Source organism: Evansella tamaricis (assembly GCF_019042215.1).
Lineage (GTDB): Bacteria > Bacillota > Bacilli > Bacillales > Salisediminibacteriaceae > Evansella > Evansella tamaricis.
Window position 1 is genome coordinate 1 of the sequence record NZ_JAHQCS010000038.1, and the last position, 24451, is coordinate 24451.

The 24451-nt window shown below is 41.1% G+C and carries 23 protein-coding genes; 16 read left to right on the forward strand and 7 right to left on the reverse strand.

Annotated features, from left to right (window positions below; all coding sequences use genetic code 11):
• Positions 1 to 775 precede the first annotated feature (775 nt).
• From KS419_RS02345 to murA, 3 genes are all read left to right on the forward strand, one after another.
• Entirely contained in the window at positions 776 to 1009 is a 234-nt protein-coding gene (locus KS419_RS02345) for a DUF1146 domain-containing protein (protein ID WP_217064475.1), read from the forward strand.
• Positions 1010 to 1166: 157 nt separating this feature from the next.
• The gene (locus KS419_RS02350; RefSeq protein ID WP_217064476.1) at positions 1167 to 1955 is read left to right on the forward strand and encodes a YwmB family TATA-box binding protein; all 789 of its coding nucleotides are present in this window, start codon (positions 1167 to 1169) and stop codon (positions 1953 to 1955) included.
• 33 nt (positions 1956 to 1988) lie between these two features.
• Positions 1989 to 3314 carry a UDP-N-acetylglucosamine 1-carboxyvinyltransferase gene (gene murA, locus KS419_RS02355; RefSeq protein WP_217064477.1) on the forward strand — a complete coding sequence of 442 codons (1326 nt, stop codon included), beginning with the start codon at positions 1989 to 1991 and terminating at the stop codon, positions 3312 to 3314.
• A gap of 746 nt (positions 3315 to 4060) precedes the next feature.
• On the opposite strand, the gene KS419_RS02360 is transcribed toward murA, so the two are convergent.
• The 4 genes from KS419_RS02360 to KS419_RS02375 form a co-directional block, all read right to left on the reverse strand.
• Positions 4061 to 4717, reverse strand: a complete 657-nt coding sequence (locus tag KS419_RS02360) for a hypothetical protein (protein ID WP_217064478.1) — start codon at positions 4715 to 4717, stop codon at positions 4061 to 4063.
• Entirely contained in the window at positions 4707 to 5363 is a 657-nt protein-coding gene (locus KS419_RS02365; RefSeq protein ID WP_246593615.1) for a sigma-70 family RNA polymerase sigma factor, read from the reverse strand. The genes KS419_RS02360 and KS419_RS02365 overlap by 11 nt, the downstream gene beginning before the upstream one ends.
• Before the next feature lie 414 nt (positions 5364 to 5777).
• On the reverse strand, positions 5778 to 7091 hold the full coding sequence (locus KS419_RS02370; RefSeq protein WP_217064479.1) for a hypothetical protein: 1314 nt from the start codon (positions 7089 to 7091) through the stop codon (positions 5778 to 5780).
• Entirely contained in the window at positions 7078 to 7575 is a 498-nt protein-coding gene (locus KS419_RS02375; protein ID WP_343215017.1) for an RNA polymerase sigma factor, read from the reverse strand. The genes KS419_RS02370 and KS419_RS02375 overlap by 14 nt, the downstream gene beginning before the upstream one ends.
• Before the next feature lie 490 nt (positions 7576 to 8065).
• Here KS419_RS02375 and spoIID point away from each other — a divergent pair, with 490 nt between their 5' ends.
• Positions 8066 to 9103, forward strand: a complete 1038-nt coding sequence (spoIID, locus tag KS419_RS02380) for a stage II sporulation protein D (RefSeq protein ID WP_217064480.1) — start codon at positions 8066 to 8068, stop codon at positions 9101 to 9103.
• A 158-nt stretch (positions 9104 to 9261) separates the two neighbouring features.
• On the opposite strand, the gene KS419_RS02385 is transcribed toward spoIID, so the two are convergent.
• Positions 9262 to 10545 carry an AAA family ATPase gene (locus KS419_RS02385; protein WP_246593616.1) on the reverse strand — a complete coding sequence of 428 codons (1284 nt, stop codon included), beginning with the start codon at positions 10543 to 10545 and terminating at the stop codon, positions 9262 to 9264.
• 539 nt (positions 10546 to 11084) lie between these two features.
• On the opposite strand from KS419_RS02385, the gene spoIIQ reads away from it, so the two are divergent.
• On the forward strand, positions 11085 to 11894 hold the full coding sequence (gene spoIIQ, locus KS419_RS02390) for a stage II sporulation protein SpoIIQ (RefSeq protein ID WP_217064481.1): 810 nt from the start codon (positions 11085 to 11087) through the stop codon (positions 11892 to 11894).
• A 269-nt stretch (positions 11895 to 12163) separates the two neighbouring features.
• Here spoIIQ and KS419_RS02395 read toward each other — a convergent pair whose 3' ends face one another.
• Positions 12164 to 12538, reverse strand: coding sequence for a hypothetical protein (locus KS419_RS02395; RefSeq protein WP_217064482.1), 375 nt, complete (start codon positions 12536 to 12538; stop codon positions 12164 to 12166).
• Between the two features lie 464 nt (positions 12539 to 13002).
• Positions 13003 to 13134 (reverse strand): hypothetical protein, encoded by a 132-nt coding sequence (locus KS419_RS25125; RefSeq protein ID WP_281419760.1) that lies wholly within the window; start codon positions 13132 to 13134, stop codon positions 13003 to 13005.
• Between the two features lie 803 nt (positions 13135 to 13937).
• On the opposite strand from KS419_RS25125, the gene spoIIID reads away from it, so the two are divergent.
• The 11 genes from spoIIID to KS419_RS02450 all read left to right on the forward strand — a co-directional run bounded on the left by spoIIID (position 13938) and on the right by KS419_RS02450 (position 23504).
• Entirely contained in the window at positions 13938 to 14228 is a 291-nt protein-coding gene (spoIIID, locus tag KS419_RS02400) for a sporulation transcriptional regulator SpoIIID (protein ID WP_217064483.1), read from the forward strand.
• A gap of 140 nt (positions 14229 to 14368) precedes the next feature.
• A complete protein-coding gene (gene mreB, locus KS419_RS02405) occupies positions 14369 to 15373 on the forward strand; it encodes a rod shape-determining protein (protein ID WP_217064484.1) in 1005 nt (334 codons plus the stop codon).
• A 231-nt stretch (positions 15374 to 15604) separates the two neighbouring features.
• Positions 15605 to 16426 carry a flagellar hook-basal body protein gene (locus KS419_RS02410; protein WP_217064485.1) on the forward strand — a complete coding sequence of 274 codons (822 nt, stop codon included), beginning with the start codon at positions 15605 to 15607 and terminating at the stop codon, positions 16424 to 16426.
• Between the two features lie 235 nt (positions 16427 to 16661).
• Complete coding sequence (locus tag KS419_RS02415; RefSeq protein WP_217064486.1) at positions 16662 to 17492, forward strand: flagellar hook-basal body protein; 831 nt, start codon at positions 16662 to 16664, stop codon at positions 17490 to 17492.
• A gap of 43 nt (positions 17493 to 17535) precedes the next feature.
• Positions 17536 to 18204 (forward strand): DNA-directed RNA polymerase subunit beta, encoded by a 669-nt coding sequence (locus KS419_RS02420; protein WP_217064487.1) that lies wholly within the window; start codon positions 17536 to 17538, stop codon positions 18202 to 18204.
• A 441-nt stretch (positions 18205 to 18645) separates the two neighbouring features.
• A complete protein-coding gene (locus tag KS419_RS02425) occupies positions 18646 to 19095 on the forward strand; it encodes a DUF3888 domain-containing protein (RefSeq protein WP_217064488.1) in 450 nt (149 codons plus the stop codon).
• Between the two features lie 366 nt (positions 19096 to 19461).
• Positions 19462 to 20166, forward strand: coding sequence for a Type 1 glutamine amidotransferase-like domain-containing protein (locus KS419_RS02430; protein WP_217064489.1), 705 nt, complete (start codon positions 19462 to 19464; stop codon positions 20164 to 20166).
• A 176-nt stretch (positions 20167 to 20342) separates the two neighbouring features.
• On the forward strand, positions 20343 to 21755 hold the full coding sequence (locus KS419_RS25435) for a GNAT family N-acetyltransferase (protein ID WP_217064490.1): 1413 nt from the start codon (positions 20343 to 20345) through the stop codon (positions 21753 to 21755).
• A gap of 209 nt (positions 21756 to 21964) precedes the next feature.
• Positions 21965 to 22432, forward strand: a complete 468-nt coding sequence (locus tag KS419_RS02440; RefSeq protein ID WP_217064491.1) for a GNAT family N-acetyltransferase — start codon at positions 21965 to 21967, stop codon at positions 22430 to 22432.
• Positions 22433 to 22552: 120 nt separating this feature from the next.
• A complete protein-coding gene (locus tag KS419_RS02445) occupies positions 22553 to 23029 on the forward strand; it encodes a hypothetical protein (RefSeq protein WP_217064492.1) in 477 nt (158 codons plus the stop codon).
• 112 nt (positions 23030 to 23141) lie between these two features.
• The gene (locus tag KS419_RS02450; protein WP_217064493.1) at positions 23142 to 23504 is read left to right on the forward strand and encodes a DUF3139 domain-containing protein; all 363 of its coding nucleotides are present in this window, start codon (positions 23142 to 23144) and stop codon (positions 23502 to 23504) included.
• Positions 23505 to 24451 lie beyond the last annotated feature (947 nt).

A 24451-nucleotide genomic window follows, 5' to 3' on the forward strand; every position in this document is an offset into this window, starting at 1 on the left:
AGGGGAGACCCCGCAAGGTGTGAAACACCGAGGAGGCTCCCGAACCGCCCGCGGAAAGGGAGTGAATTTCGCAAAAATCAACATTGAACGATAACTAAGCCTTTATTAAAAACAACAATCTATACGAAAAGAGCCTTTTATTAAGAAATACTTTTGAAAGTGAATAATTCCATGCCTGATGAATAGTGATGAAATATAGTTAAATATTTTAGATTATATTTACTTCCTGCTAAATAATAATTGACGGTCAAAAAAAGGCTCCCTTCAACGTACGATTTAGTACTGCATTGGAAGGGGGCCTTTTATACTAGCCCAACAAGTTTTATGCACTTGTTGTATGAAAGTATTGACTTTTAAAATGACAGTTAACCACTTGAATGGAACTTAAATTGTTGCGGATAAAGATAATGGGCTAAGGGGCTAGTCAGTGTCAGCAAAAAGGAAACTTTATTTTTCCAAAAAAAGGTTGGCGAGTAATGAAAGATACTGGTTTATAATTTCCGGTATAGGCTATTTATTTAAATATTAAGGTCGATATGGTTCAAATCAATCGACAGAATGGAATTTTTTTCTACATTTTTCCCGAAAGTGCAAAATGCTTGTCAATTTTGAAAAAATAAGCATAGCATTTTACAAAGAAATTCGTTATTATTAACATTGTGACCGTGTATCTGCAGTGAGTTCTGATGTTTTTGTCCAAGGAACACACGGGTGGATGGACATGTTCAAAGGGTAGGAAACGGTAATTGGAAGTGCGTTTCAGGAGGAGAGTTTTATGCCAGAATCGTTGGGACAGCAGGCGTTATTATATATTCTTGTGAATTTGACGGTGCTCGTGTTTGTCTGGTGGGCGATTCAGTCCTTTAAGTTTGAATTGTTTGTGAAAGATCCAGACGATATTAAAGCGAAGGTATTGGTTATTCTTGTAACTCTTGGATTGACACATCTAGTTAGTGGATTTTTATTAAATTATTTGAACTGGTCGATGATGCTTAGGCACTTGTTTTAGGATTCATATTCGACATTATGTATAATTTTTCGAGAGGGAAAAGTGCACGTCTTGTCAGGTTTTAGCGGATACTTCCATGTATGTCTTACTCCTTAAAAGTCAACAATGCTAGTAAGGAGAATCGTTCTTTGGAACGGGTGACAGGGAGAGGATTTACATGGGGAAAAATTGGCAAAACATTGCCGCAGGAATTGCAGTAACGTTTTTGATTATTGTATGGATGTTTGGATTTGAGGAAAGTACGATCGGTTCTGCTGACCATTCGGAGCAATCACCGCAACAAACATTAATGATCATGGATGAAAAACTTAGTTGGTTAGATTTAAAATCCAAGCAGGCACATATTTATGCTAGGGCGCACCAAGAAGATTTTTCATCATATGATGAAGTGACTAATTACTTGAAACAATGGAACATGTCAGAGAATCGAATGAACTGGGAATTTCATGAAACAGGAATGCAGGAAAAATGGTATGGAACTTTTTCAGATGATACGACGTCTTATTCTGAGAAGATCACCTTCTTTATTCAACCGATGGTCTCTTCAAAAGATCAATTCGAAGTATATACTATTTTTGAGGCATCATTTCAACCCGTATCTAACTGGGATACCCCGTTGTCTTCACTGTTTAACGGATCCATTTTAAGCCATTTTGAAACATCTGATATTTTTTTACGAATCGAAGGAACAGTTACAGGTTATGATGCATTAACTGTTCAACGGATGGGGCAAAAAATAGTGGAATCATTTTCCGCAGATGTTGTAGAACAACTACAGGAAGAGACGTTTGTCTCATTGTCTGCAAGGACGCCTCATTGGGAGAACGGTATAGTTACTAACGGTCAACAAATGAATTTACAAATAGCATTAAGAGAAATTGAAAATGGATTGGGCGGAGAAACAACCGTCACAATTGGAACACCACTAATAACTACTGAATATTAATAATATAGAAAACTGGACGCGGAGGGGAATACGTTGGAAAAAATTATTGTCCGCGGTGGCAGGAGCTTAAACGGCACTGTCCGAGTCGAAGGAGCGAAGAATGCCGTTTTGCCGGTCATCGCTGCATCCATTTTGGCCAGCAAAGGCAAGAGCAACATTTATGATGTTCCAGCGCTTGCTGATGTATACACAATCAATGAAGTGTTAAAAAACTTAAATGCCGATGTGAACTACGAAGATGGAAAAATAACAGTTAATGCGGAAGGACCATTAGGAAAAGAGGCACCTTTCGAATATGTTCGAAAGATGAGAGCGTCTTTCTTAGTGATGGGTCCTTTATTGGCCCGTGTAGGCCACGCACGCATTGCATTACCTGGTGGCTGCGCTATTGGTTCAAGACCTATTGATCAACATTTAAAGGGTTTTGAAGCAATGGGAGCAACCGTTGAAATCGGTAATGGATTTATTGAAGCTAAAGTTGAAGATCAGCTTGTAGGTAACAAAATTTATCTTGATTTCCCAAGTGTTGGTGCCACAGAAAATATTATGATGGCAGCAACGATGGCGAAGGGAACAACAATTATTGAAAACGCAGCAGAAGAACCTGAGATTGTATGCCTTGCGAACTATTTAAATGCAATGGGTGCAAAGGTTCGTGGTGCTGGAACGGGTACGATCCGTATTCAAGGTGTTGATGAATTAGTTGGTGCTGACCACACGATCATTCCAGATCGAATTGAAGCTGGAACATTCATGGTTGCCGCTGCTATTTCAGGTGGGAATGTGTTAATCGAAAACGTTCTTCCAGAACATCTTCGTCCACTCATCGCTAAAATGAATGAAATGGGCGTCATCATTAGTGAAGAAAGCACTGGTCTAAGAGTAATTGGACCGGAGAAGCTAAAAGCTGTAGACATTAAAACAATGCCACACCCTGGATTCCCTACAGATATGCAAGCACAAATGATGACTTTGTTATTATGTTCTGAAGGAACAGGTGTAATTACCGAAACGGTTTTTGAAAATCGCTTCATGCATGTGGAAGAATTCCGACGCATGAACGGTAACATTAAAATCGAAGGTCGTGCTGCCATTGTAACGGGACCGAATGATCTTCAAGGAGCAGAAGTTGCTTCCACGGATCTCCGTGCAGGAGCTGCCCTCGTATTAGCAGGTCTTGTGGCGGATGGCTACACTCGAGTTACGGAGTTAAAGCACATCGACCGCGGTTATGTTGATTTTGCTGGAAAATTAAAAGCTCTCGGTGCTGAAATCGAGCGTGTTTTCGAAATCGATGAAGATGAACTTGAAAACTTGGAAGCACCAGCGCCGTTAAAAATGGACCCCAATTTTGCGTAACAAGCTACAATTGTGATGAGTTTATACGTCGACATTATGGTACAGTATCGTGCCAGGTTAAGCAAATAAAGTTCTTCGTCTCTCTAAACAACAATTGGGCAATGGATAATTAAATAACTTTAACACTAACGTGCTGTACACCATCTGATGGTTGTGTAGCACGTTTTATTTTTTCTTGTCATCATTTCAGCCAACGAAACATTAAACACGTTAAACACGTTTTTTTGGAAAAACTTAATGTGACTATTGATAGTGACTATTGATAGTGATATTGATATTGAATTTGATCATCAAAGAAGCTCTCAGAGCTATTTTGCGCCCATTCAGATTAGTTAAGCAATAATATGGTATAAAATCTTTAGTAAGTCCATCACGGTACCATGAAGGCTGTTTTAAAAGATGTTACGGTTTTAGTTAGGTCGAATGGTTAAAAAAGTTAATAATGCCTTTTTGGAAAAACTGATACTTCATCTCAGATAAATACTTTATCCAATTCCGTACAAAATATGTGCTGCTTAACAAAAATATGTAGTTTTAACAAGAATGAAATATTTTTAAGGAGAATTTAATAAGAGGATGGTGGAATGGAGAAAACGACTTGGGAATGTCTTTTATATCAATGCAACAAGGAAAAGCATGGGGTTTTGGGAATGGGGCGTATTCAACTTAGGAAGATCATGCCACCACTAAAGTGTCCGCGTTCATTCACGGTGTATGATCGCGGACAGGTTGGTTCTCCAATGATATTAGTTTTCCAAAAGGTCACCATAATCTTCTTCAATCTTCTTCAAGACAGTCTTGAAATGTTGAGCATACTCTTCTTCCATCAAATAAATTCCTCCTTTTGGAGTAAAGGGGGCATAATAGATATGGGCAGTACTATTGTCATCTTGTATCCAGACCTTTAGTTTAAGCTCTTCGAGATCGTTCCCCTGTTGAATAACCATATCAAAATCAGATGGAGCATTAGGCCCTCCATAAACCATCTGCGAGTCATTAAATGATAAGGCGTTTTCCAAAAAAATGTTCCACTGAGGGTCATTGATTACCACAACACCAATTCTGTTGGCATGAATATCATTACGAAACGTACTGTTATCTTCCGAGCGGGATTCTGCAATCAAGACCATGTTCAATTCGTGCGATATGTCAATAGATGCGGGGCCAATACTAGGATTTTCCCATTCTGCAAGGATTAAAATAAGGAATATGGCAACCGCTATTAATCCGAATCCATACATGATTAGATGTCTCAAAGGCTGGAACCCACTTCTATGGTTTGAAGGGAAGTCACCACGTTGAATACGTCTTCGGATCTCTAACCGCTGTTTTTTTGTAAAATGCTCTCCTTGATGAGTGGTTGAATCCATTGCTTGCCGTAGTCTTATTAGTTTATCTTCCATCGATCCCACTCCTCTCCAACGCCGTTTTTAACTTCTTTCGGCCACGTCGAAGCCTCGTTTTAACCGTATTCGTATTCAACGTCAACAACTGGCAAATTTCCTCAAGGGACAACTCCTCATAATAAAATAAGAGGATAACTTCTCTGTATTTAATGGGAAGATTTAAAACGCATTGTGACAAAACCTCATCTTCGTTCCGTTTAATGGCAGTGATCTCAGGAGAAGTGTCCTTACCTTCCGTTTTATGGAACAAACTACCCCCGAGTATGTTTCTTTTAAAACTTGCACTTTTAATGACATCTTTACACTGATTAATCGTCAACCGAAATAACCAAGCTTTCACCGATTGAATTTCACCGATGGAGTCGTACTTCGTATAGCAGCGCACAAACACATCCTGCACAACATCCTGCGCTAAACTCCACTCTTTGACGTAGTTAAAGGCGAGTTTTGTGAGACGTTCCCCATAAGCATCCATCATCTCTTCTAACCATTGGTCTTTGGAAAAGGAATGACGTTCCTTATCGGCAGGAGGTACTTCGACCACCTCGTCACCAGATAATCTTCTCTCTGTTAATTTCAATGTAAAAAAAGTAATATATTTTTCATGAAAAACGATCGATTTTTTTGTTTTCAGGAGTTCCAAGCTCCGACCTCCATTCCATGGACAGCGAAAATTGTTTATAATCCATATACCTTTTAGTACTGCTAAGACGAGTGAGCGGAAAAAAGGTTTCAATGAATTAGAATATTGAGTAAGTCTCTTCACGAGCGGAAGCCCCCGCAGACGCTGCTCTTTGCGTTGAGGAGGCTGAGGCCGTGCCCCCGGCAAAGAAGACGCTCCGATGAATGAGCAGATGTCGCACTTGTGCCAATGGTGAAAGCGTCCGCTTGTAGTGTTTTCGAATAAACACTGAGCAGTGTACCTATTAAATAAAGAAGAGGGTGTCACCATAAGTTATCACTTATGGGACACCCTCTTTAACTTGTACTTTAAGATTTTCTCCATCGAAAGTGAACTACTTAAGTCTTAATCCCGCCCCGTTTTATGTGAAGTAATTTAGTTCCTGCTATTCATTATATCATGTATCAGCTGATTTTCGATGATGGAGATAATTTCCTTTTCAGTATAACGATCTTCTCTGTCAAAAAATATAATATGAAAATGATATTTATCGTTTAAGACCCCATCGGCCACATAGACAATATCTCTGTACCCGTCATCGTAAACTGCGCCTGTGTCTTCTTTGTAAATGGAATAGGAATCTGTTTTCTTCAAGACATCTTCTCGTGTACCTGAATGGAGCGGCATGTCGTTTTCTTCCACCATGATAGTCAATCCTTGCTCAATATTGTCTGCACTTGATTCGTGATAATAAAAACCGCTTCTCTCCCTTAATCCAGTGAAAGTGGACCCCGCAAATATTTCCGACTCCCCTTCTAGAACAGGATTAATACAAAGGATGGGGTGGGAAGGTTGACCTTCCGCTAGGTTAAATCCAAATCTATAGGTGGTGGATGTGGTATCGACATATCCACAACTGGCAGCAACGTCACCGTCAAATGCCGATTTCCTTTCCTCCTCCTCGAGCTTAATGGACCAGACTCTTTTAAAATAGTTATGGGTGTTATCTGTTGTTACCCGATAATCCACTTCTTGAAAGTCACGTAAAACCCGGATGTAAATTTCTTTATTGTCGAAAAAATAAAACTCTGTTGTTGTATTTCCATAACTGTCATGGAATACCTGAAGTTGGTAATTTTCTCGATTGTAATACTGGTAGATTTCCATATCAGCTGCTTTTTCTACTCTGAGCTGTTTCGTTTCTTGAAGTACGTCTGATAATGCAGGATTTTCAAGATGCACATGATAATGATTGATATCATTGGTCCCGGCTCCTGAATAGGAAAGAATTACGTGAGAAACAGCATCCATATCTGTCACGTCATCCAAAAACAGGTTTTCCTCCATCGTCTCTGGACTAGATTCTTCCTCCTCGACCGGTTCTGTCCCTTCGATTTCCTCATCTGCAGGCTCGGTATCGTCACGATCCTCCTCTTGAGTGGGAACGGACGGGTTGTTATCATCTGCCGTTCCATCGTCACCAAAACCGGGCAGCCATGTTGGAAGAAACAAAAGGAAGATAATAGCAGCCGCTACGCCAAGGGATACATAGTAACGAACTGGAGTTTTCTCTGTATGGGATTCAGCGGACATTCCGCTCATTTCGGCTTGATCAAGATTTGCTCGTTTCTCCATCTCTGTGTTTAATTGATGAAAAATGTCGTACTTTTCCTTTTCGGTGGGGATAACTTTCTTTTTGATTCCTTCAAAACCTTGCTCGAATGAATCGTGATCGTCAAATTGCTTCATGTTGGTAGCCCTCCTTTTCCAATTGCTTTTTCAAGGCTTTCATGGCTCGGGATAAGGTAACGCGAACCTTTTCTTCCTTCCAGTCCAGTATCTCGGCTGTTTCCACGATGGAGAATCCTTCAATCTTCCGTAATAAAATGACATCACGGTACGCTTCCTTTAATTTACCGATAGCATCGTATAGCTCCTTTTCCGTTTCGTTCAAAGAGGCAGAGTGCTCTGCAGATGCTTCATTTAACGGAGAATAGGGGCTCATGTCGAAAAAATAGGTGATAGGCTTTTTGCGACGGATGTAGTCGATCGTTACATTTCTTGCAATTCGGAATAGCCATCCACGGGCATTCTCTCCTTGAAAAAGATGGTGGCTATTATAGGCCTTTAGAAAAGTATCCTGCATAAAATCCTTGGCCAAATCATGGTCTCTGATCATAAAAAAGATATATTGATAAATATCATTGCTGTAGTCGTGGTACCAGTCATTCACTTGTTGTCTAATCTTATCTTTCTTTATTCATGAATCCGCCCCTCTCCTTTTGATAATTGCATCCTTGTCACCATTTAGTGTTTCGTGTAATAGAATGAATGTTATTGTCCTTCCTTTTACTAATTACAACGGGGTGCGAATAGAAATGTTGCACGTAGGAATAATTTTTTTTATAGTGTTTTTTTCTAGTATACCGTAGTTGGGAAACTAGCATTGAGAGATGGACGGGGTTTGGAGAGTTGCTAGATACTGGTTGAGGGGGCCCGCTAACTATTTTATCGGAGGGGGGAACCGTGATGAAGGCTTGTCACAACAGGATTCGAAGGGAGTGAGCCCCAAGGGTTTTACATGGGATTGGAATAGAGCAACTCCCTTTTTCCAAAGAAATCTTTTAAAAAATCTAGTATATTTTCTCGTGAATTTGTTCTAACTATTGCTAGGGTTTCATAGATATGAAGTATAAGTTAGGGACGAGAGGAGATTTGGTCAAATGAAGCAGTTAATGATCGTTTGTTTATTACTTATTGGGTTAGTTTTAGTAGTTCCATCTATTTTGGTTGTGGGATTCTCGGATGGGGATTCGGCGAGCCAATCCACATATACTGAAGAGGGTCCGGTGGTGTCGGAGGAAGAGGTTGAAGAGGTTTGGATTGAAGGGGCAGAGGATGCTGCGGAAACGGTGGCGGTGTTCCGTTCGGAAAGGTCTGTTGTGGAGCACATCCCGTTTGAGGATTATATCGTTGGTGTGGTGGCGAAGGAGATGCCGGCGGAATTTGAGTTGGAGGCATTGAAGGCGCAGGCGCTCACGGCGAGAACGTACATCATTCAGTTAATGGGTGTGGAGGAGAATCTACCACTTGGGGCAGATGTGACGGACACGGATTTGCATCAGGTGTTCTCGAATGACGAGGAGCTTCGGGAGCAGTGGGGATCTGAGTATGATTGGAAGATCGCCCGGATCCGGGAAGCGGTGTATGCGACGGAGGGGATGGTAATCACGTATGATGGTTACCCGATCGACGCGTTATATTATTCCACTAGTAATGGGTTAACGGAGAATTCGGAGGAGTATTGGTCGAATGAGTATCCATATTTACGCAGTGTGGAGAGCCCGTGGGATTTGGAGAGTCCCCGTTATTTAGGGCATAAAGAGATGTCTGTAGGTGAGTTTGAGGAAAAATTAGGTATAAGTGTAGCGGAACATGGGATTGGCCAAATTGTTGGTCGTACTACTGGAGGTCGAGTGGAGAAGGTTGTTTTTGGTGATAAGGAGTTTACTGGACGGGAAATTCGGGAGGAACTTCTAGGTTTGAATTCAGCAGATTTCACGTGGGAGCGGCGCGGGGATACAATCCATATTGAGACGCGCGGCTGGGGCCACGGGGTTGGCATGAGTCAATACGGTGCTCATGGGATGGCGCAGGAAGGGCATTCGTTTGAGGAAATCATTCATCATTATTATCAAGGTGTGGAGATTTCGGAAGTGAATCAGGTGATGAGTGCGATGGTGGCGAAGGAATCAAGGTAAGTGAAGATGAATCGAATCGTGCTGAATTTCTAGAATCTGAGTGGAGTTCGGACAATTGAAGAAGAGTATGGGGGTGAAATGTCCAAACGGAACCTACCACCCTCCACCTTCCATCCGCAACAAAGTCCCCGTCTCCCCTTAGCTCCCCAACTCAGCCCTTAGAAATTAAATCCCACTGGGGAAGTGTCCCCGTTGGAATTCCAACTTTGCTTCTTACTCTTTTTATTGTCGAGGTGTAACTCGTTACATAGCTGTTCCAAATCCACCTCGCCATCGTAGTGCCACTGAAGGGCGATGGCATTGTATATCTCGTTCAGTTGAGCGTAGGAAAATTCTTCTGTCCTTGCTGCCAAGTCTGCCAATTCTGAAGTGGAAATGATATCATCTATTTTTTTCTTGAGTAAGTACTTATATCGCATTTCCTCGGTTGGGATCTTGATTTCATAGGCCCGGTCGAAACGTCCGGCACGATTGATCAGGGCAGGGTCAATTTTTTCCGGATAATTAGTTGTGCCGATCAAGAAAATCCCTTCCTTGGAAGTGGCCCCGTCCAGCATATTTAAGAATACCGACCGGACATCTTCCGGCATGCTGTCTATGTCTTCAATGACGAGAACCATAGGCGTCATCTTTGCGATGGTGCCAAACACTTCCTGAATCGAATAGCTAGACGTATACTCTGTAATCTGCCAATAGGCAACAGGGGAGGTGATACTGTTGGCAATGGATTTCACCAGTGTTGTCTTCCCGTTCCCCGGTTTTCCGTAAAGAAGAATCCCCCGCTTGTACGGGATATTATACTTGTGAAAGAATTCGCCGCTCTTCAGAAAAAATTCATCGATAGATCGATAAATTTGTTTTTTAATCGATTCCTCCAGGAAAACATCTTCCCTTGTGACTAAAGTGGTAATTTTCTCCTTCGTACTTTCCACCCCATGTTGAGTGTCCGTAAATACTGTGATGTGATTACGGATGTATTCCCGCCTGCGTTTCAGTACATATTGCAGGAATTTAGTCATGCAATCATCGTCGTAGCCCAAAACATATGCGTGATGAAGTTCCCCGTGATTGTGGTACAAAATAACTTGAAACAGAGCAACCTTATATTCCGGATAATAGAAAACGGAATTGGGAATTCGTGGTTTAATGATGAACTCTTGTTCTTTATCTGTATGGGTGGAGGAAATGATATTCGTTTCAATACAGTCAAATAAATGGGTGATCAATTGAACACTTTCTTTTTTTTGTTCTAGATCTTCCCCGAGAATTTCCCAAATTTCATTGGAAGTGGCCTCATCCGAATATAATTGAAACGTTAATCCTGTTTCCTGCTTTAGTTTCTCCTGAATCTTATGAACTACTAACCCTAACTCATAGTAGTTTTTAAACTCCTTAAACTCCTGATTATATGGAATTAAATGGTTCCGATTTTTCTGTGTCAATGTGATGACCTCTTTTCTTTATACTGACGATTGGTTTGTTTGGAAAAATACGGTGGAATCTTCCTGAATACTATTCTTAGAAAAATGTAGTTTCATTTTACTTTCCTAATGGATAAAAAGATAGTATTTACAATAAGCATTTGAAAGTAATACTTCTAAATTATACTTTTCCATAGATGTTAAACCGTTTCGTAGATAAACAGTCTTTCAAATGATATGGAAACTATGATGACAGAAACATGTTCAAAACTTGTGCCTGAAAGTCTTGCAAAGCTGCTTGATGGATATGTTGAAAGTTTACAAGGTGAATTGGATACCAGCAAAACAGCTATCTTTTTTTCTGAAAATAGAACTGGATATTGTTTAAAAACCCTGGTGTAGCAACAAAAACAGGGGATTTTAAGTCCGTGATATGGAAGTGGAAAAAGACTAGGAAAGTATCTAGCAATCCCAGTTTGAAAAAGAAAGAATAAAAATTTTCAAAAAAATGTATAAAGTTTTCACAATATGATCAAAATGATTGCTGAGGTGATGATCAAATGAGCAATCATGATGAAAAATTCGCTCCTAAAAAGGAGCCAGTGCAGGAAAAATTGAAACGCCTAATGAGGAAACGTTGGGCAGCACCTGCATTGTATCTAGGTTTAGCTGCAGTTGTATTGACGACATTTATTTGGATCGCTGGACTTGGTGACGAGGTATCTGACGAAAGAGACTCAGAGTTTGATATAGAATATTCTGGGGATCTAGATCAGCCTTTGGATCAAGACGGTGAAGATGCTGTACCAGTCACTGCCGCAAATGAAGTCTTTCAACTACCAGTTGTAGATGAAAATGCAGTGACAGTCGTTGGAACATTCTTTGACTTTGAATCTTCTTCAGAAGATCAAGTGAACTCGTTGATTCAGTATAACAACTATTACTACCAAAACACAGGGATTGATATCTCATCCGAAGATGGCGAAAGCTTTGATGTCGTCGCTGCCATGAGCGGTACAGTCATTAAAGCAGAAGAAGATGCCCTATTCGGACAAGTAGTCCACATCGAACATGATAACGATGTTGTGACAATCTATCAAGCTCTTGATGGAGTAAAAGTAGAAGCTGGTCAGACGGTGACACAAGGTGATGTTATTGGAAAAGCAGGAAGAAATCTATTTAATACGGAAGCTGGTATTCACTTACACTTTGAAATCCGTAAAGAAGGTGTCCCTGTAAATCCAACAGAATTCATGGATCAGCCAATGACAGCTCTTCCACAAATGGATCCTGATAAAGTAGCTGAATCACGTGGTGCTGAAGAAGTTCCGGAAGATGTTCCGGATGATGTAGAAAGAGAAGAATCTTAAAGATTAATTAGAACTACAAAAGAATCAATTCGTGAAAAAATACTTGAATGAAAAAGCGTAAAAATTCATTAAACCGAATGAATACGCAACGCACATCCACCTGAAAATCAAGTCAATTCACTATTGGAGGCTGTCCCGAAGTCATGTTAATGACTTAGAATGGGGTAGCCCTTTTTTTTGCAGGCTCTTTTCGTATAGATTGTTGTTTTTAAAGCAAAATTATTGCTTGGATGAGCTCCAGGTGGATGCTTTCACACAAGGTACAAGTGCTACATCTGCTCATTCTTCGCAATGTCTTCTTTGCCGCGGGAACGGCCTGCCTGTTCAGGAACAACTTGAGCCAGCTTCTGACCGAAATCCTTCTCGAGCTCCTCGTTCGGGTACAACTTGCTCCAACTTCTTACCGAAACCCTTCTCGAACATCCCGTTCGGTCACAAGTTGCTCCAGCTTCTGCCCGAAACCCATCTCGACCTTCTCGTACGGTCACAAGTTGCTCCAACTTCTGCCCGAAATCCATCACGTCCTCTCCGTTCGGGAACAAGTTGCGCCAACTTCCGCCCGAAACCCTTCTCGAACATCCCGTACGGTCACAAGTTGCTCCAGCTTCTGCCCGAAATCCATCTCGACCTTCTCGTACGGTCACAAGTTGCGCCAGCTTCTGCCCGAAACCCTTCACGTCCTCCCCGTACGGTCACAAGTTGCGCCAACTTCCGACCGAAACCCTTCACGTCCTCTCCGTACGGGAACAAGTTGCTCCAACTTCTTACCCAAACCCTTCTCCTCCTTCTCGTACGGTCACAAGTTGCTCCAACTTCTGCCCGAAATCCATCACGTCCTCTCCGTTCGGGAACAAGTTGCGCCAACTTCCGACCGAAACCCTTCACGTCCTCTCCGTACGGTCACAAGTTGCTCCAGCTTCTGCCCGAAACCCTTCACGTCCTCCCCGTACGGTCACAAGTTGCGCCAACTTCCGACCGAAACCCTTCACGTCCTCTCCGTACGGTCACAAGTTGCTCCAACTTCTTACCCAAACCCTTCTCCTCCTTCTCGTTCGGGAACAAGTTGCTCCAACTTCCGACCGAAACCCTTCACGTCCTCTCCGTACGGTCACAAGTTGCTCCAACTTCTTACCGAAACCCTTCTCCTCCTTCTCGTACGGTCACAAGTTGCTCCAAATTCCGACCGAAATCCTTCACGTCCTCCCCGTACGGTCACAAGTTGCTCCAACTTCTTACCCAAACCCTTCTCCTCCTTCTCGTTCGGGAACAAGTTGCTCCAGCTTCTGCCCGAAATCCATCACGAGCTCCTGACAAAACCGTGTTTGCTGGGTCTTCACCTCGCATTCCTGTCTCTTCCTCTAAAAGCACTGCTCTGTAGCTTACACGTCCATCGGGCAAAACCTCACGTCCTGTGACATGCCCGATATTAGGACGTCCTGTCCGTCGAGAAAACCCGTTGCTGATTCAAGGGGATTTGCTCGTCGCTGAAGTCGCCGCCTTTCACTTCTCCAAGCATCTCTCAAAAAGCAACAAAGTTTACCAAATGAGCCTTTAAGAAAGGGAAGCGTATAATTTTCTGCACCTCCGTACAAGTTGTCTAGCCCCTAGTTTGCCCAATTTTGCCCAATAAACGGATCCGCTTCTTCGGAATACGAGTAGAGGAAGACACATAGGGGCCTGCTTGCCCTTTTATTAAAAGATTCCAAAAAAAGTACAGGTCACAGTTCCTGTACTTTTTTTGTCCTTTTTATACCATTATTCCTTTTATATAAGGGGTTTTCCTCACAATAGAACGTAATAACACTCCTTGCAGTTTTCGTCGGATAAACATTGTTCCGTTATTTTATGCATATATCAAAGGGCATGTTAATAAAATTTAACAAACCTTACCACAATGATAGGTCGTTCAGAAAGCATGGGGATAACTGGCAGACTACCTGCTTCAGCATGGGACGTAGCTCAGACATCAAGACCAACACGCTAGGTGGTACTGCTTTTCTTCGTCTTTTTGAACTCCAGAAACACTCTAGGGAGGCGAGAGATGTGCACGATTACATCAAGGAGAGAACAATCAAGATTGGAAGGTACATCGTAGAGACGAGAAAAACAGTTCGAACAATTGCAAAGGAGTTTGGCGTTTCCAAAAGTACCGTTCATAAAGATCTAACGGAGCGATTGCCTGAGATCAACGCAGACTTAGCAAACGAAGTAAAGGAGATCCTCGACTATCATAAGTCTATCCGACACTTGCGCGGGGGAGAAGCAACGAAAGTGAAGTACAAAAAATCAGAATTGTCCACGTCAGAGGAAAAGGCTCCAGTTGTAAAAACGTAAGATTCAAAAAAATTGCATAATCCTCCCACCTTTTCCTACAAATTATGATAAAATGATACAATGGACACACAAATAGACAAAGAATCGGTGTAGGCAAGGAACGTTTGCCAAAATGATCAATGATCAGGGAGGAAAAAGGAATGTTTGGAAGGGACATTGGAATTGATTTAGGTACTGCAAATGTGTTGATACATGTAAGAGGAAAAGGCATCGTGTTGAATGAGCCTTCCGTTGTTGCGATCGACACAGGTACGAACCGCGTACTTGCTGTTGGAGATGAAGCGTTTCGAATGGTTGGCCGGACACCCGGAAACATTGTTGCGATCCGTCCGTTAAGGGACGGGGTTATTGCAGACTTTGATACAACAGAAGCAATGCTAAAGCACTTTTTAGCAAAAATTAAGGTGAGAGGTATGTTCTCAAAACCACGCATTTTAATTTGCTGTCCGACAAATATCACCTCTGTGGAGCAAAAAGCCATTCGTGAAGCTGCTGAAAAAAGTGGCGGAAAAAACATCTACCTGGAAGAAGAACCAAAGGTAGCTGCAGTAGGTGCAGGAATGGATATTTATCAGCCAAGTGGAAACATGGTCGTTGATATAGGCGGTGGGACGACAGACATAGCTGTTCTATCTATGGGAGACATCGTCACCGCCTCTTCGATCAAGGTTGCAGGTGATCGCTTCGACAGCGATATCCTCAACTATATTAAGAAAAAGTACAAGCTCTTAATCGGAGAAAGAACAGCAGAAGATATTAAAAAGAGTGTCGGAACAGTTTTTCCAGGTGCACGGAACGAAGAGATGGATATTCGCGGTCGTGATATGGTGAGTGGGCTCCCAAGAACGATTACGGTTCATTCCGAGGAAGTCCGAGAGGCATTGGAAGAATCCATTTATCACGTTGTACAAGCATCCAAAAATGTTTTGGAGAAAACACCACCTGAACTATCTGCAGATATCATTGATCGCGGAATTATCCTCACAGGTGGAGGCGCTTATTTACACGGGATAGAAGAACTCCTTTCTGATGAATTAAAAGTACCGGTATTAGCGGCAGAGGAACCAATGAATTGCGTAGCAAATGGAACGGGCATCATGTTGGAAAACTTAGACCGTGTTGCCAGAATTAAAGCGAGATACTAATTCCATATATAAGGCAGGGAGTTTCTGCGCCCGCCAAAAGACCTAGAAAAATACAGAAATCCTCCTATTACATAACCGAATAACTTTCCGATATATATATGAGAGGACCATGTTTTTCAATGAACCCGGATTAAAAGAGGTTGAATGTATCCATCTCATGAAAGGGACAAGCATCCTTAATCGTATTTTAGAACGTATCCTTAACTGAAACAGGAAAGAGAGGAAAAAGACATGCTTCGTGGATTATACACTGCGGGAGCAGGAATGATCGCTCAACAGCGGCGACAAGAACTCCTTACCAATAACTTGGCTAATGCAAACACACCAGGTTTTAAGGCGGATCAAGGATCATTCCGTTCCTTTCCAAATCAGCTCATCCAAGCGATGGGCACAGACCATCGTCGTACAGCTGGTTCGAACCATGTGGGTGAGTTGACCACTGGTGTATACATGCAGGAGCGTACCCCGAATTTCCGACAAGGAGATGTGTACGAAACCTTCCAGACGACCGATGTTGCCTTACTGCAGGGAGCGCTACCCATTGGTGATGATGGACAGCAAGCCTCTTTGTTTTACACCGTAGAGAATAATAACGGGGAAGTGCGCTACACCCGAAACGGGAACTTCACCATCGACGGTGCGGGTTACTTGACCAACTCTCAGGGCAATTACGTCTTAGGGAATAATGGAGAACGATTAAATGTGGGGAATGGAGACATTGCGATCAACGCCAATGGCGAGATTTACGATAACAATGAACAACTCCTCGGACAAATTAACGTTGCCATGGTTTTAGACCCTGCCCAGCTCGTAAAAGAAGGAAACGGACTTTTGCGCTATGACGGTGAGAATGACGTGCCCTCCGCAATTGGAAATGGCGACGTGACATTTCAGCTTCAACAAGGGTTCCTGGAGCGCTCCAATGTGGATACCGCACAGACCATGACTGAAATGATGACCGCCTTACGCACTTTTGAAGCCAACCAACGTGTCCTCCAGGCATATGACCGTAGCCTCGAACGGACCGTGAACGAAGTTGGTAAGATTGGATAAGAGAATAACCCCTTTTTGGGAAAAATAAAGTTTTAAATAATGATACGATGATGTATTTATGGACCATAGTTTTCCCATTCCACTTAATCGTATACTGGTTTAAGTTCTAATATAAAATAATAGAATAAAAGGATTTTGTCTTGAAAAAGCGTTCTAGATACGGCAACGAGCGTCCCATCAGACTCTCCTGCAAGGTTAGTAAACAAAGACGCATGGAAGAAAGAAGGTGATTTGGATGAACCAAGCAATGATTACCTCTGCCACAACAATGGGCCAGTTACAACACAAACTAGATGTAACAAGTAATAATCTAGCGAATATGAATACAACCGGATATAAACGCCGTGATGTTTCCTTTCAGGACCTCCTTTTTCAACAAGTAAACAATCAGCAAGTGCTGTCTCAGGAAGTGGGCAGATCCACACCTTACGGAATTCGCGTCGGTTCCGGAGCAGCCTTGGCACAAACGGCATTGCGGTTAGATCAGGGAGCACTGCAAACAACGGGTAGAACCCTCGATGTAGCATTGACGGAGAAGGATTATTTCTTTGAAATTTCTCCTGCAGAAGATGGAACAAGACGATTCACAAGGGATGGGGCGTTTTACCTCAGTCCAAATCCAGAAGTGCCAGGGGAGAATCACCTGGTGAATCATAAAGGGGACTATGTTTTATCCTCTGCCGGCACGCCAATCACCCTTCCCGCACAATATCGGGACATTACTATCACGGAAGACGGAAGTATCGTAGTTACCGGATTGGATGGAGAATCACAAACTGTATCCCAAATGCAAGTCCTGCAAATAACAAAACCACAACTTTTAAATGCTTTAGGGGAGAACAACTTTGGGTTTCCTGATTTAGGGGAATTAGGGCTTGGTATGGATGATGTCCTGAACGAAACAGCAGGCACTGCCGTTTTCCGCCAAGGGGCACTGGAAATGTCTAACGTGGATATGGGGCAGGAAATGACGGAAATGCTTTTGGCTCAGCGGAATTATCAGTTTAATGCCCGAGCTATTTCCATTACAGATCAGATGATGGGACTTGTCAATAATATCAGGTAAGGCTACAATTACGGAGTAGGCCGTTATTTGCGAGGGGTTTATGATGAGTAAAGATAACAAGAATGAATTGGAACATAACCGAATGGACAATAAAATAGATGGAAATTCCGAATTAACATCCCAGGACCGTCCCACAAAAGAACCTGGTGGGTCAGAACCAGGCGCAACAGAACCAGATAAAGGGCTTCAATCTGATGAAACAGAACAGCATGACAGTTCTATTCAGCCAGATTCTGAAAAGACATCGTATGAATCCGATGCGAAGGAATCGTATGTAATTGGAGTTGGACAAGCTGATCAATCCGAATCTGAATCTCGCGCCACTGCTGTTGCTCCTGAAAAGGAAGAACTTACAGAAGGGGAAAGTGACACCATGAGTGAATCAAAATCACGTAGACAACGGCGATTGCAACGGGAAGTGGAACTGGAAGATGAAACGGACGAATTAGAAGAAACAGATGAAACGGACGAGGGACGAATGGCAAAACGGAAGAAATTCAAGGGACGAATTCGTCTCATTCCAGTATGGATAAAAGTAATTTTTGTCCTGTGTCTTTTTGCTGGTAGTTTAGTAGTGGGGGCTATGTTCGGGTTCGCTATTGTCGGGGAAGGACTTGAATTCCGTGATGTGCTCGATAAAGAAACATGGTACCGAGTGTATGATTTAATATATGCCGATACGGAAATGGACCGATCGGGATGGGATCAATAAAATAATGTGTTGGAATCAACGTTAGGGTACTGTCAAAGGACTATTGTCCATTGGCGGTACCCTTTTTTGAAAGGAAAGTATAAGTTTTTACACCTTCGGGCTTGTCTAGCTCCATCGCCTACTCGCATGGGAACTGAAAAAGTGGTTTTAAACTTTTTCAGTTCCTTCTTAATCGCTGCGGGGCACTTCGGAAGTGACAACCGAAGTCAAAGATCGGACTTCAGGTTGTCATTCCTGCACTCCCCTACGCTCGTGTTCATAAGCGCTTGCGCTTTTCTTACGTTGCATACATATCAGAAGATAGTATGCGTCCCTATTTATGAAGGAGAGTTAACTGTTTTTTAAGTGTTTCAGGCAGGTAGTGCGTATAGGAATGTTAATAAAGCATGGCATATCCTTCTGTATTTGGACATACCTGTTTAAAGGGGAGGGATAAGCGAGATGCAAACTAGAAGAAAATACATTCTTATTGGAATTATAGTCATTTGCTTTTTTATCTATGTGTGGCACAGCGAAAAGACAAAAATGGAATTACAGGTGGAATTGGAACAAAAGGGGCAATGGGTAAATGACAGCGGAATATTAATCATGATTCATGATATGTTTAGCGAAAACATAGCCGACGCCATAAGAGATGAATATGGGTTGGGAGATCGGGCGCCAATGGGGTTTTCCTTAGATTTTCGGGATATCATGGTGGAACCTGTAGATTCTGATTCGGTGGAAGAGGTGAACTTTCATGTGAAATTCAGAGTTACTACACATAGGGGAGAAGAGAATTTAGGCAACGACATTCTGGAATTTTCAGTAAATACGTTTCAAGGAAATGAGATCAAGTTAATAGACTATGTACGGAATGGTTGGGATCGGGAAGAAGAGGAGATGAGATAGGAATAGTATTAAATCTTAGATCTAGTACTAGCGAACTGAACTGGAGACCATTGAGGGTTTTCAGTTTTTTCGTGATAGAACTTTACTGGTACTGTGGTCGAAGGAAAGAGTAATAGTAAGAGAAACTTGAATGGTTCTATAATTAAAAGGAGCGTATTGTAATCACAGAGATACATGTCAAAAACCATTACATAAAATATTTCCTCATACAAGAAGTAACAATGGATAATTATGCTAAAATGAAAACAAGTTTTGTTACATACTAGTCAGTTTTGAACAGGCTACTTCACTAATGTCAGTATAGTAGCCAACTTTTATCTTATTTGATACTCGATTTTTCAAAAATAATAAAGAGGGTGACAATTCATGAAAAGACAGATTATTGCAATGGGCGGCGGAGGTTTCTCGATGGAACCGGATAATCCACTACTGGACAATTATGTACTAAAACAATCTGACAAACAGAAACCCAAAATATGCTTTGTACCAACGGCGAGTGGCGATTCGGATGAATACATTGGCAAGTTCTATTCCTTTTTTGAAGGAAAGGAATGTGAACCATCCCATCTTTCCTTATTTCGACCACCGACTAGGGATCTAGAAAATTACTTGTTGGAAAAAGATATCATTTATGTTGGTGGAGGGAATACGAAAAACCTATTAGTCCTTTGGAAGGAATGGGGATTTGATCAGATCATGAGAAAGGCGTGGGAGCAAGGTATTCTCCTAGCGGGGATCAGTGCCGGATCAATCTGCTGGTTCGAAGAAGGGGTTACAGATTCTTTCGGAAATGGTTTAGCGCCACTGAATTGCCTCGGCTTTTTAAAGGGGAGCAATTGCCCTCATTATGATGGTGAAATAGATAGAAGACCTACTTATCATCAATTGATTAGTGCACAAAAGATCAAACCAGGATATGCGGCGGATGATGGCGTAGCACTCCATTATATTAATAATGAGATATCAAAGATTATAAGTTCCCGACAAGATGCAAAAGCCTATCACCTTTCCTTGGATGAAAGGAGCGGGCAGGTAGTTGAAACAGAACTACCAACGGAGTATTTGGGATAAAACATTAAAAGGTTTGGAACGGGTTCGTTTAGGATAGAGTCAAGTTTTCCTAACGAAAGCATATTTTTTTACGTTAATTATTCAAACGTTTGTTTAATCAAAGAGCAACACATCTCCTGAGAAAAATTGTTTTCCAGAGAATCCTTCGTCTGTTACAGATGAAGAAAGGACGAAATATGAATAAGATGCGATCAGAAAAAGAAATGTTTCAGTTAATACTAGGAGTAGCGGAGAGGGATGATCGGATCCGTGCTGTCTATATGAATGGATCGAGAACCAATTCAACTGTTTCAAAAGATATTTTTCAAGACTATGACATTGTCTATGTCGTTACGGAAACGGCATCATTCATTAAAGATGTGGATTGGATATCCCATTTCGGAGAATTACTCATGAAACAAGAGCCGGACAAAATGGACAGGAGTATAGGGAAAGATGTGGATTTCGACCGCAATTACGGATACTTAATGTTGTTTAAGGATGGAAATCGGATAGATCTTCATATTCAAACGAAGGAATTCATGATCAAAACGTATCTCAATGACAAGTTAACAGTTCCCTTACTGGACAAAGATAATTGTCTTCCGAAAATACCGCCACCTACCGACTCCGACTATCATGTCCAAAAACCTTCGGCAGAGGTTTATTTTGCGTGCTGTAATGAATTTTGGTGGTGTCTCCAAAATGTGACGAAAGGGATCTGGCGAGATGAACTCCCTTATGCAAAAAGGATGTATGAGGACACCACAAGAGTCTCATTGGACAAAATGGTTTCCTGGTGGATTGGTATGCACCATGATTTCCGACTTTCCACTGGAAAGATGGGGAAATACTTCAAAAAATACTTACCGGAGCATTATTGGGAGATGTATAAACAAACATACTCTGACGGAGAATACGACAATGTTTGGAAATCAATAAGTGTGAGTTGTGAATTGTTTCGTACTTTAGGAAAACAAGTAGCAAATTCCCTATCCTATTCTTATCCGGCCGAAGATGATTGTAACATGACTAATTACATAAAGCGTGTCCAGGTTTTAACGCACGAAAAATCACCAACATTAGGTGTGAAGAAGAAAGATGACAATACAGAGGTTATGATTCATCAAATAACGGAAATTAGTGAGCATCTGGGAGAGTTGGCGGATTTGTTAGTAACAGTGGTGGACGACGGGGCATCCATAAATTTCTTGCCTCCAATGGAACATGAGGAAGCATCATCTTACTGGAGGAATGTACTGAAACCTGGAGTAATATTATTAGTAGCAAATGTAAATGGACAAATCGCAGGTACGATTCAGTTACATTTAGAACAGAAGCCTAATGGAATACATAGGGCTGAAATTGCAAAATTAATTACTCACCCTAAATATCGCCGAAAAGGAATTGCCCGTTCTCTTTTGAAAAAAGCAGTGGAACTTGCGAAACAAAATGACCGATCATTATTGATTTTGGATACCCGTGAAGGGGATCATTCCAATAGACTGTATCAATCCTTTGGCTTTATCCGAGCTGGAAGACTACCATATTACGCAAAGTCTGCGGACGGTGAACTGGAAGCTACTATTCTTTATTATAAAGAATTATAGTTTTAATGAGCTGAGGCTAAGCATTCACGAAGATTTGAATGAAATAAAGACCGTATAGTTGTCAACTAGAGACTGATGAATAATTTTGTACGATATTTAGAGAAGGGGTGCTCCATCGTGCAAATAAGGAGGGCACTGAAAAAGTTGTTTATACTTTTCAGTGGTATCGCAATTAGGTGGAGAGGATCACTTGGAGGTGATTGTAATCAATGAAAATATACAAAGCGACAAACAAGGATCTGGATGGAGTAGCTGTTCTGTTTAACTTATATCGTAAGTTTTATGATCAACCGTCAGATTTGGAGCGGGCGAGGCAGTTTATTTCAGAACGGTTCCATAAAGATGATTCCGTTATTTTTGTTGCAGTGGATGAAGCTTACCTTGGGTTCGTCCAACTATATCCATCATTTTCTTCCATCGCGATGAAGAGGTCTTGGATCTTAAACGATTTGTATGTTCAGGAGAACGCCCGAGGAAAGGGAATAGGACAACAATTGTTAGACTGTGCGGTCAAATTAGCGAAAGAAACAAATGCCTCTTCCATTTCTCTACAGACAGAACCGACGAATAGAGACGCGCAACGACTTTATGAAAAAAACGGATTTGAGTTAGATAATGTCTTTTTTAACTACATGTTGAGCATGACGGATACTAGTAAACAGGTGGAGATGGAATAAAAGTTTTCTCATTGTTGATGAGAAGACAAATGAATATTCGAATCTAGAAAAATTTCAAAAGTACCGAAACTTCCTGATGGAATATAAAGTCTACATTTAAAAGGGGGTTGGGAACGGAAGATGAAGGAATCTTTTTTAGCTATAATATTGGTCGGAATGACACTGATCATTTTAGGGTGCTCAGAACATACTGCATCAGAAATAGAAGGGGATCAGCCCCCAATCCCGTCCGTTTCTTTTGAAGAAGACCCTATCCCAGTGACGCGAGCTTCCTACTGTTGGACTAATGGGTGTGTGGATTATGCCGGTCCTCCAGAAATTCTAGAGGGTGTAACTCCGTTTATTGTTCCACTTGGTGCAGAACTTACGATTGAATTTGTGGATTATGAACCTCTTCCTTCGTCCATTTCCATGTCTTTTATGCAGGAGGGAAAAAAAGAGTGGGATAGTGTTGAGTTTGATGTGAGGGATGGAATGTTGAAGGTTCCAGCGTTTCCAGGAATTTATTATTATGATTTCATCGCAGTTTGGACATCGGAGGAAACAGGATACGGATTAGGTGATTCCTACTATGCTTTTGTTATCGAAGTGGAATGATTTTTTTGCGATTTTGGATTAGAATTGTTTCGTCTGTAAATCCAAAGAGTCCTTTCTAATCTAATGGGAAACTATTTTTTGTAATGTGTATTATATAGAGGAGAGTGAGGAAATGAGAAAAATGACTGGAGTTAAAAAAGGAATTATTATTGGGATTTGGGTGATAATTCTAAGTTTAATTTTAGCGGTATTTCTATATATTCCTGTCAATAAATTAATATATGAAAATCGAGTTTCCTCCTATCTAATGAATGAAATGGAATATGATAATGAAGATATAAGATCTATCGACGCGGTGTGGAATTTTAAATTACCTCGATTCTATGTGATTGTGGTTTTTGAGGATGAGCCAGAAGTGGAATATACCTATTTTGCTCATAACCATGTGATACAGATCGAATATAGAATCAGAGAACAAGAAGATGGAGCAAAAACAAAAGAATCCGAACTAATCAACTACGTACCAATCTATTAGACTCAAAAGTCAGGAAAAGTCGGGGACCTAAGTCGGGGACAAAGTCGGGGACCTGGTCCCCGACTTTTTTGTGAACAAAACTTGTTTGTGAAATAAGATTCTGTTAATTACTCTTAATTTAATGATATAACCACGAATTATATAAAGGGTTGGTATCTGCTGTCCTATCCGTTACTTGAATTACGAATGCTTGTCCTGGATTGCGTTCGTGTATTAAAAAATGTCTACGTATACTAATTCGGGTAATGAAAAACTAAGTAGGATTGGTGATATAAGAAGAATTAAAATAATCCATCTTTTTAATCCTTTTAAACGGGTTCCAATCATAACACGTCTCCGAATATTATCTATTGTATTAAATAGTGTTATGTAAAAACAAAGTGAGACAAACAATTTAATATAATGAATAGCTAGCAGGAATAGAAAATATGTTTAAATTAATTCGTTAAGTGGAATATGCTCTACACGATATTCAATTAATAGCAATAAAAGAAAAATTGCTTTTGGAAAGGAAGTAATATTAAATGAAGTTCTTATAAAACATGTTGACCTGAATATTTAACCATGATATATTAATCTTCCGTCACAAAAAAACAAATAAATCATTTTTTGAATTTTGTTGACACATTTATTTAGAAATGTTATATTAATTCTTGTCGCCAAAACAAGTGACAACAAGATAAACAAAAAGGTTGTTGACATTAACTTTATATATTGATATAATATAAAAGTTGCTGCAAAACAACACCTTACATTGACCTTTGAAAACTAAACAAAAAGCCAAGCGAAGTGGGATATAAATTCCTTCATTATAATGATGAAGCGATATTAAATATCCCGTCAATTAAGTAATAAAAATTAGCCAAAATTTGGCTTGACGCTAGTCGTCAAACTCAACACTTTATTGGAGAGTTTGATCCTGGCTCAGGACGAACGCTGGCGGCGTG

Bases quoted from the DNA above. Each gene is read 5' to 3' on its own strand.
- KS419_RS02345 (WP_217064475.1), top strand. From the start codon at position 776: ATGCCAGAATCGTTGGGACAGCAGGCGTTATTATATATTCTTGTGAAT.
- KS419_RS02350 (WP_217064476.1), top strand. From the start codon at position 1,167: ATGGGGAAAAATTGGCAAAACATTGCCGCAGGAATTGCAGTAACGTTT.
- KS419_RS02360 (WP_217064478.1), bottom strand. From the start codon at position 4,717: ATGGAAGATAAACTAATAAGACTACGGCAAGCAATGGATTCAACCACT.
- KS419_RS02370 (WP_217064479.1), bottom strand. From the start codon at position 7,091: ATGAAGCAATTTGACGATCACGATTCATTCGAGCAAGGTTTTGAAGGA.
- spoIID (WP_217064480.1), top strand. From the start codon at position 8,066: ATGAAGCAGTTAATGATCGTTTGTTTATTACTTATTGGGTTAGTTTTA.
- spoIIQ (WP_217064481.1), top strand. From the start codon at position 11,085: ATGAGCAATCATGATGAAAAATTCGCTCCTAAAAAGGAGCCAGTGCAG.
- mreB (WP_217064484.1), top strand. From the start codon at position 14,369: ATGTTTGGAAGGGACATTGGAATTGATTTAGGTACTGCAAATGTGTTG.
- KS419_RS02410 (WP_217064485.1), top strand. From the start codon at position 15,605: ATGCTTCGTGGATTATACACTGCGGGAGCAGGAATGATCGCTCAACAG.
- KS419_RS02415 (WP_217064486.1), top strand. From the start codon at position 16,662: ATGAACCAAGCAATGATTACCTCTGCCACAACAATGGGCCAGTTACAA.
- KS419_RS02420 (WP_217064487.1), top strand. From the start codon at position 17,536: ATGAGTAAAGATAACAAGAATGAATTGGAACATAACCGAATGGACAAT.
- KS419_RS02425 (WP_217064488.1), top strand. From the start codon at position 18,646: ATGCAAACTAGAAGAAAATACATTCTTATTGGAATTATAGTCATTTGC.
- KS419_RS02430 (WP_217064489.1), top strand. From the start codon at position 19,462: ATGAAAAGACAGATTATTGCAATGGGCGGCGGAGGTTTCTCGATGGAA.
- KS419_RS25435 (WP_217064490.1), top strand. From the start codon at position 20,343: ATGAATAAGATGCGATCAGAAAAAGAAATGTTTCAGTTAATACTAGGA.
- KS419_RS02440 (WP_217064491.1), top strand. From the start codon at position 21,965: ATGAAAATATACAAAGCGACAAACAAGGATCTGGATGGAGTAGCTGTT.
- KS419_RS02445 (WP_217064492.1), top strand. From the start codon at position 22,553: ATGAAGGAATCTTTTTTAGCTATAATATTGGTCGGAATGACACTGATC.
- KS419_RS02450 (WP_217064493.1), top strand. From the start codon at position 23,142: ATGAGAAAAATGACTGGAGTTAAAAAAGGAATTATTATTGGGATTTGG.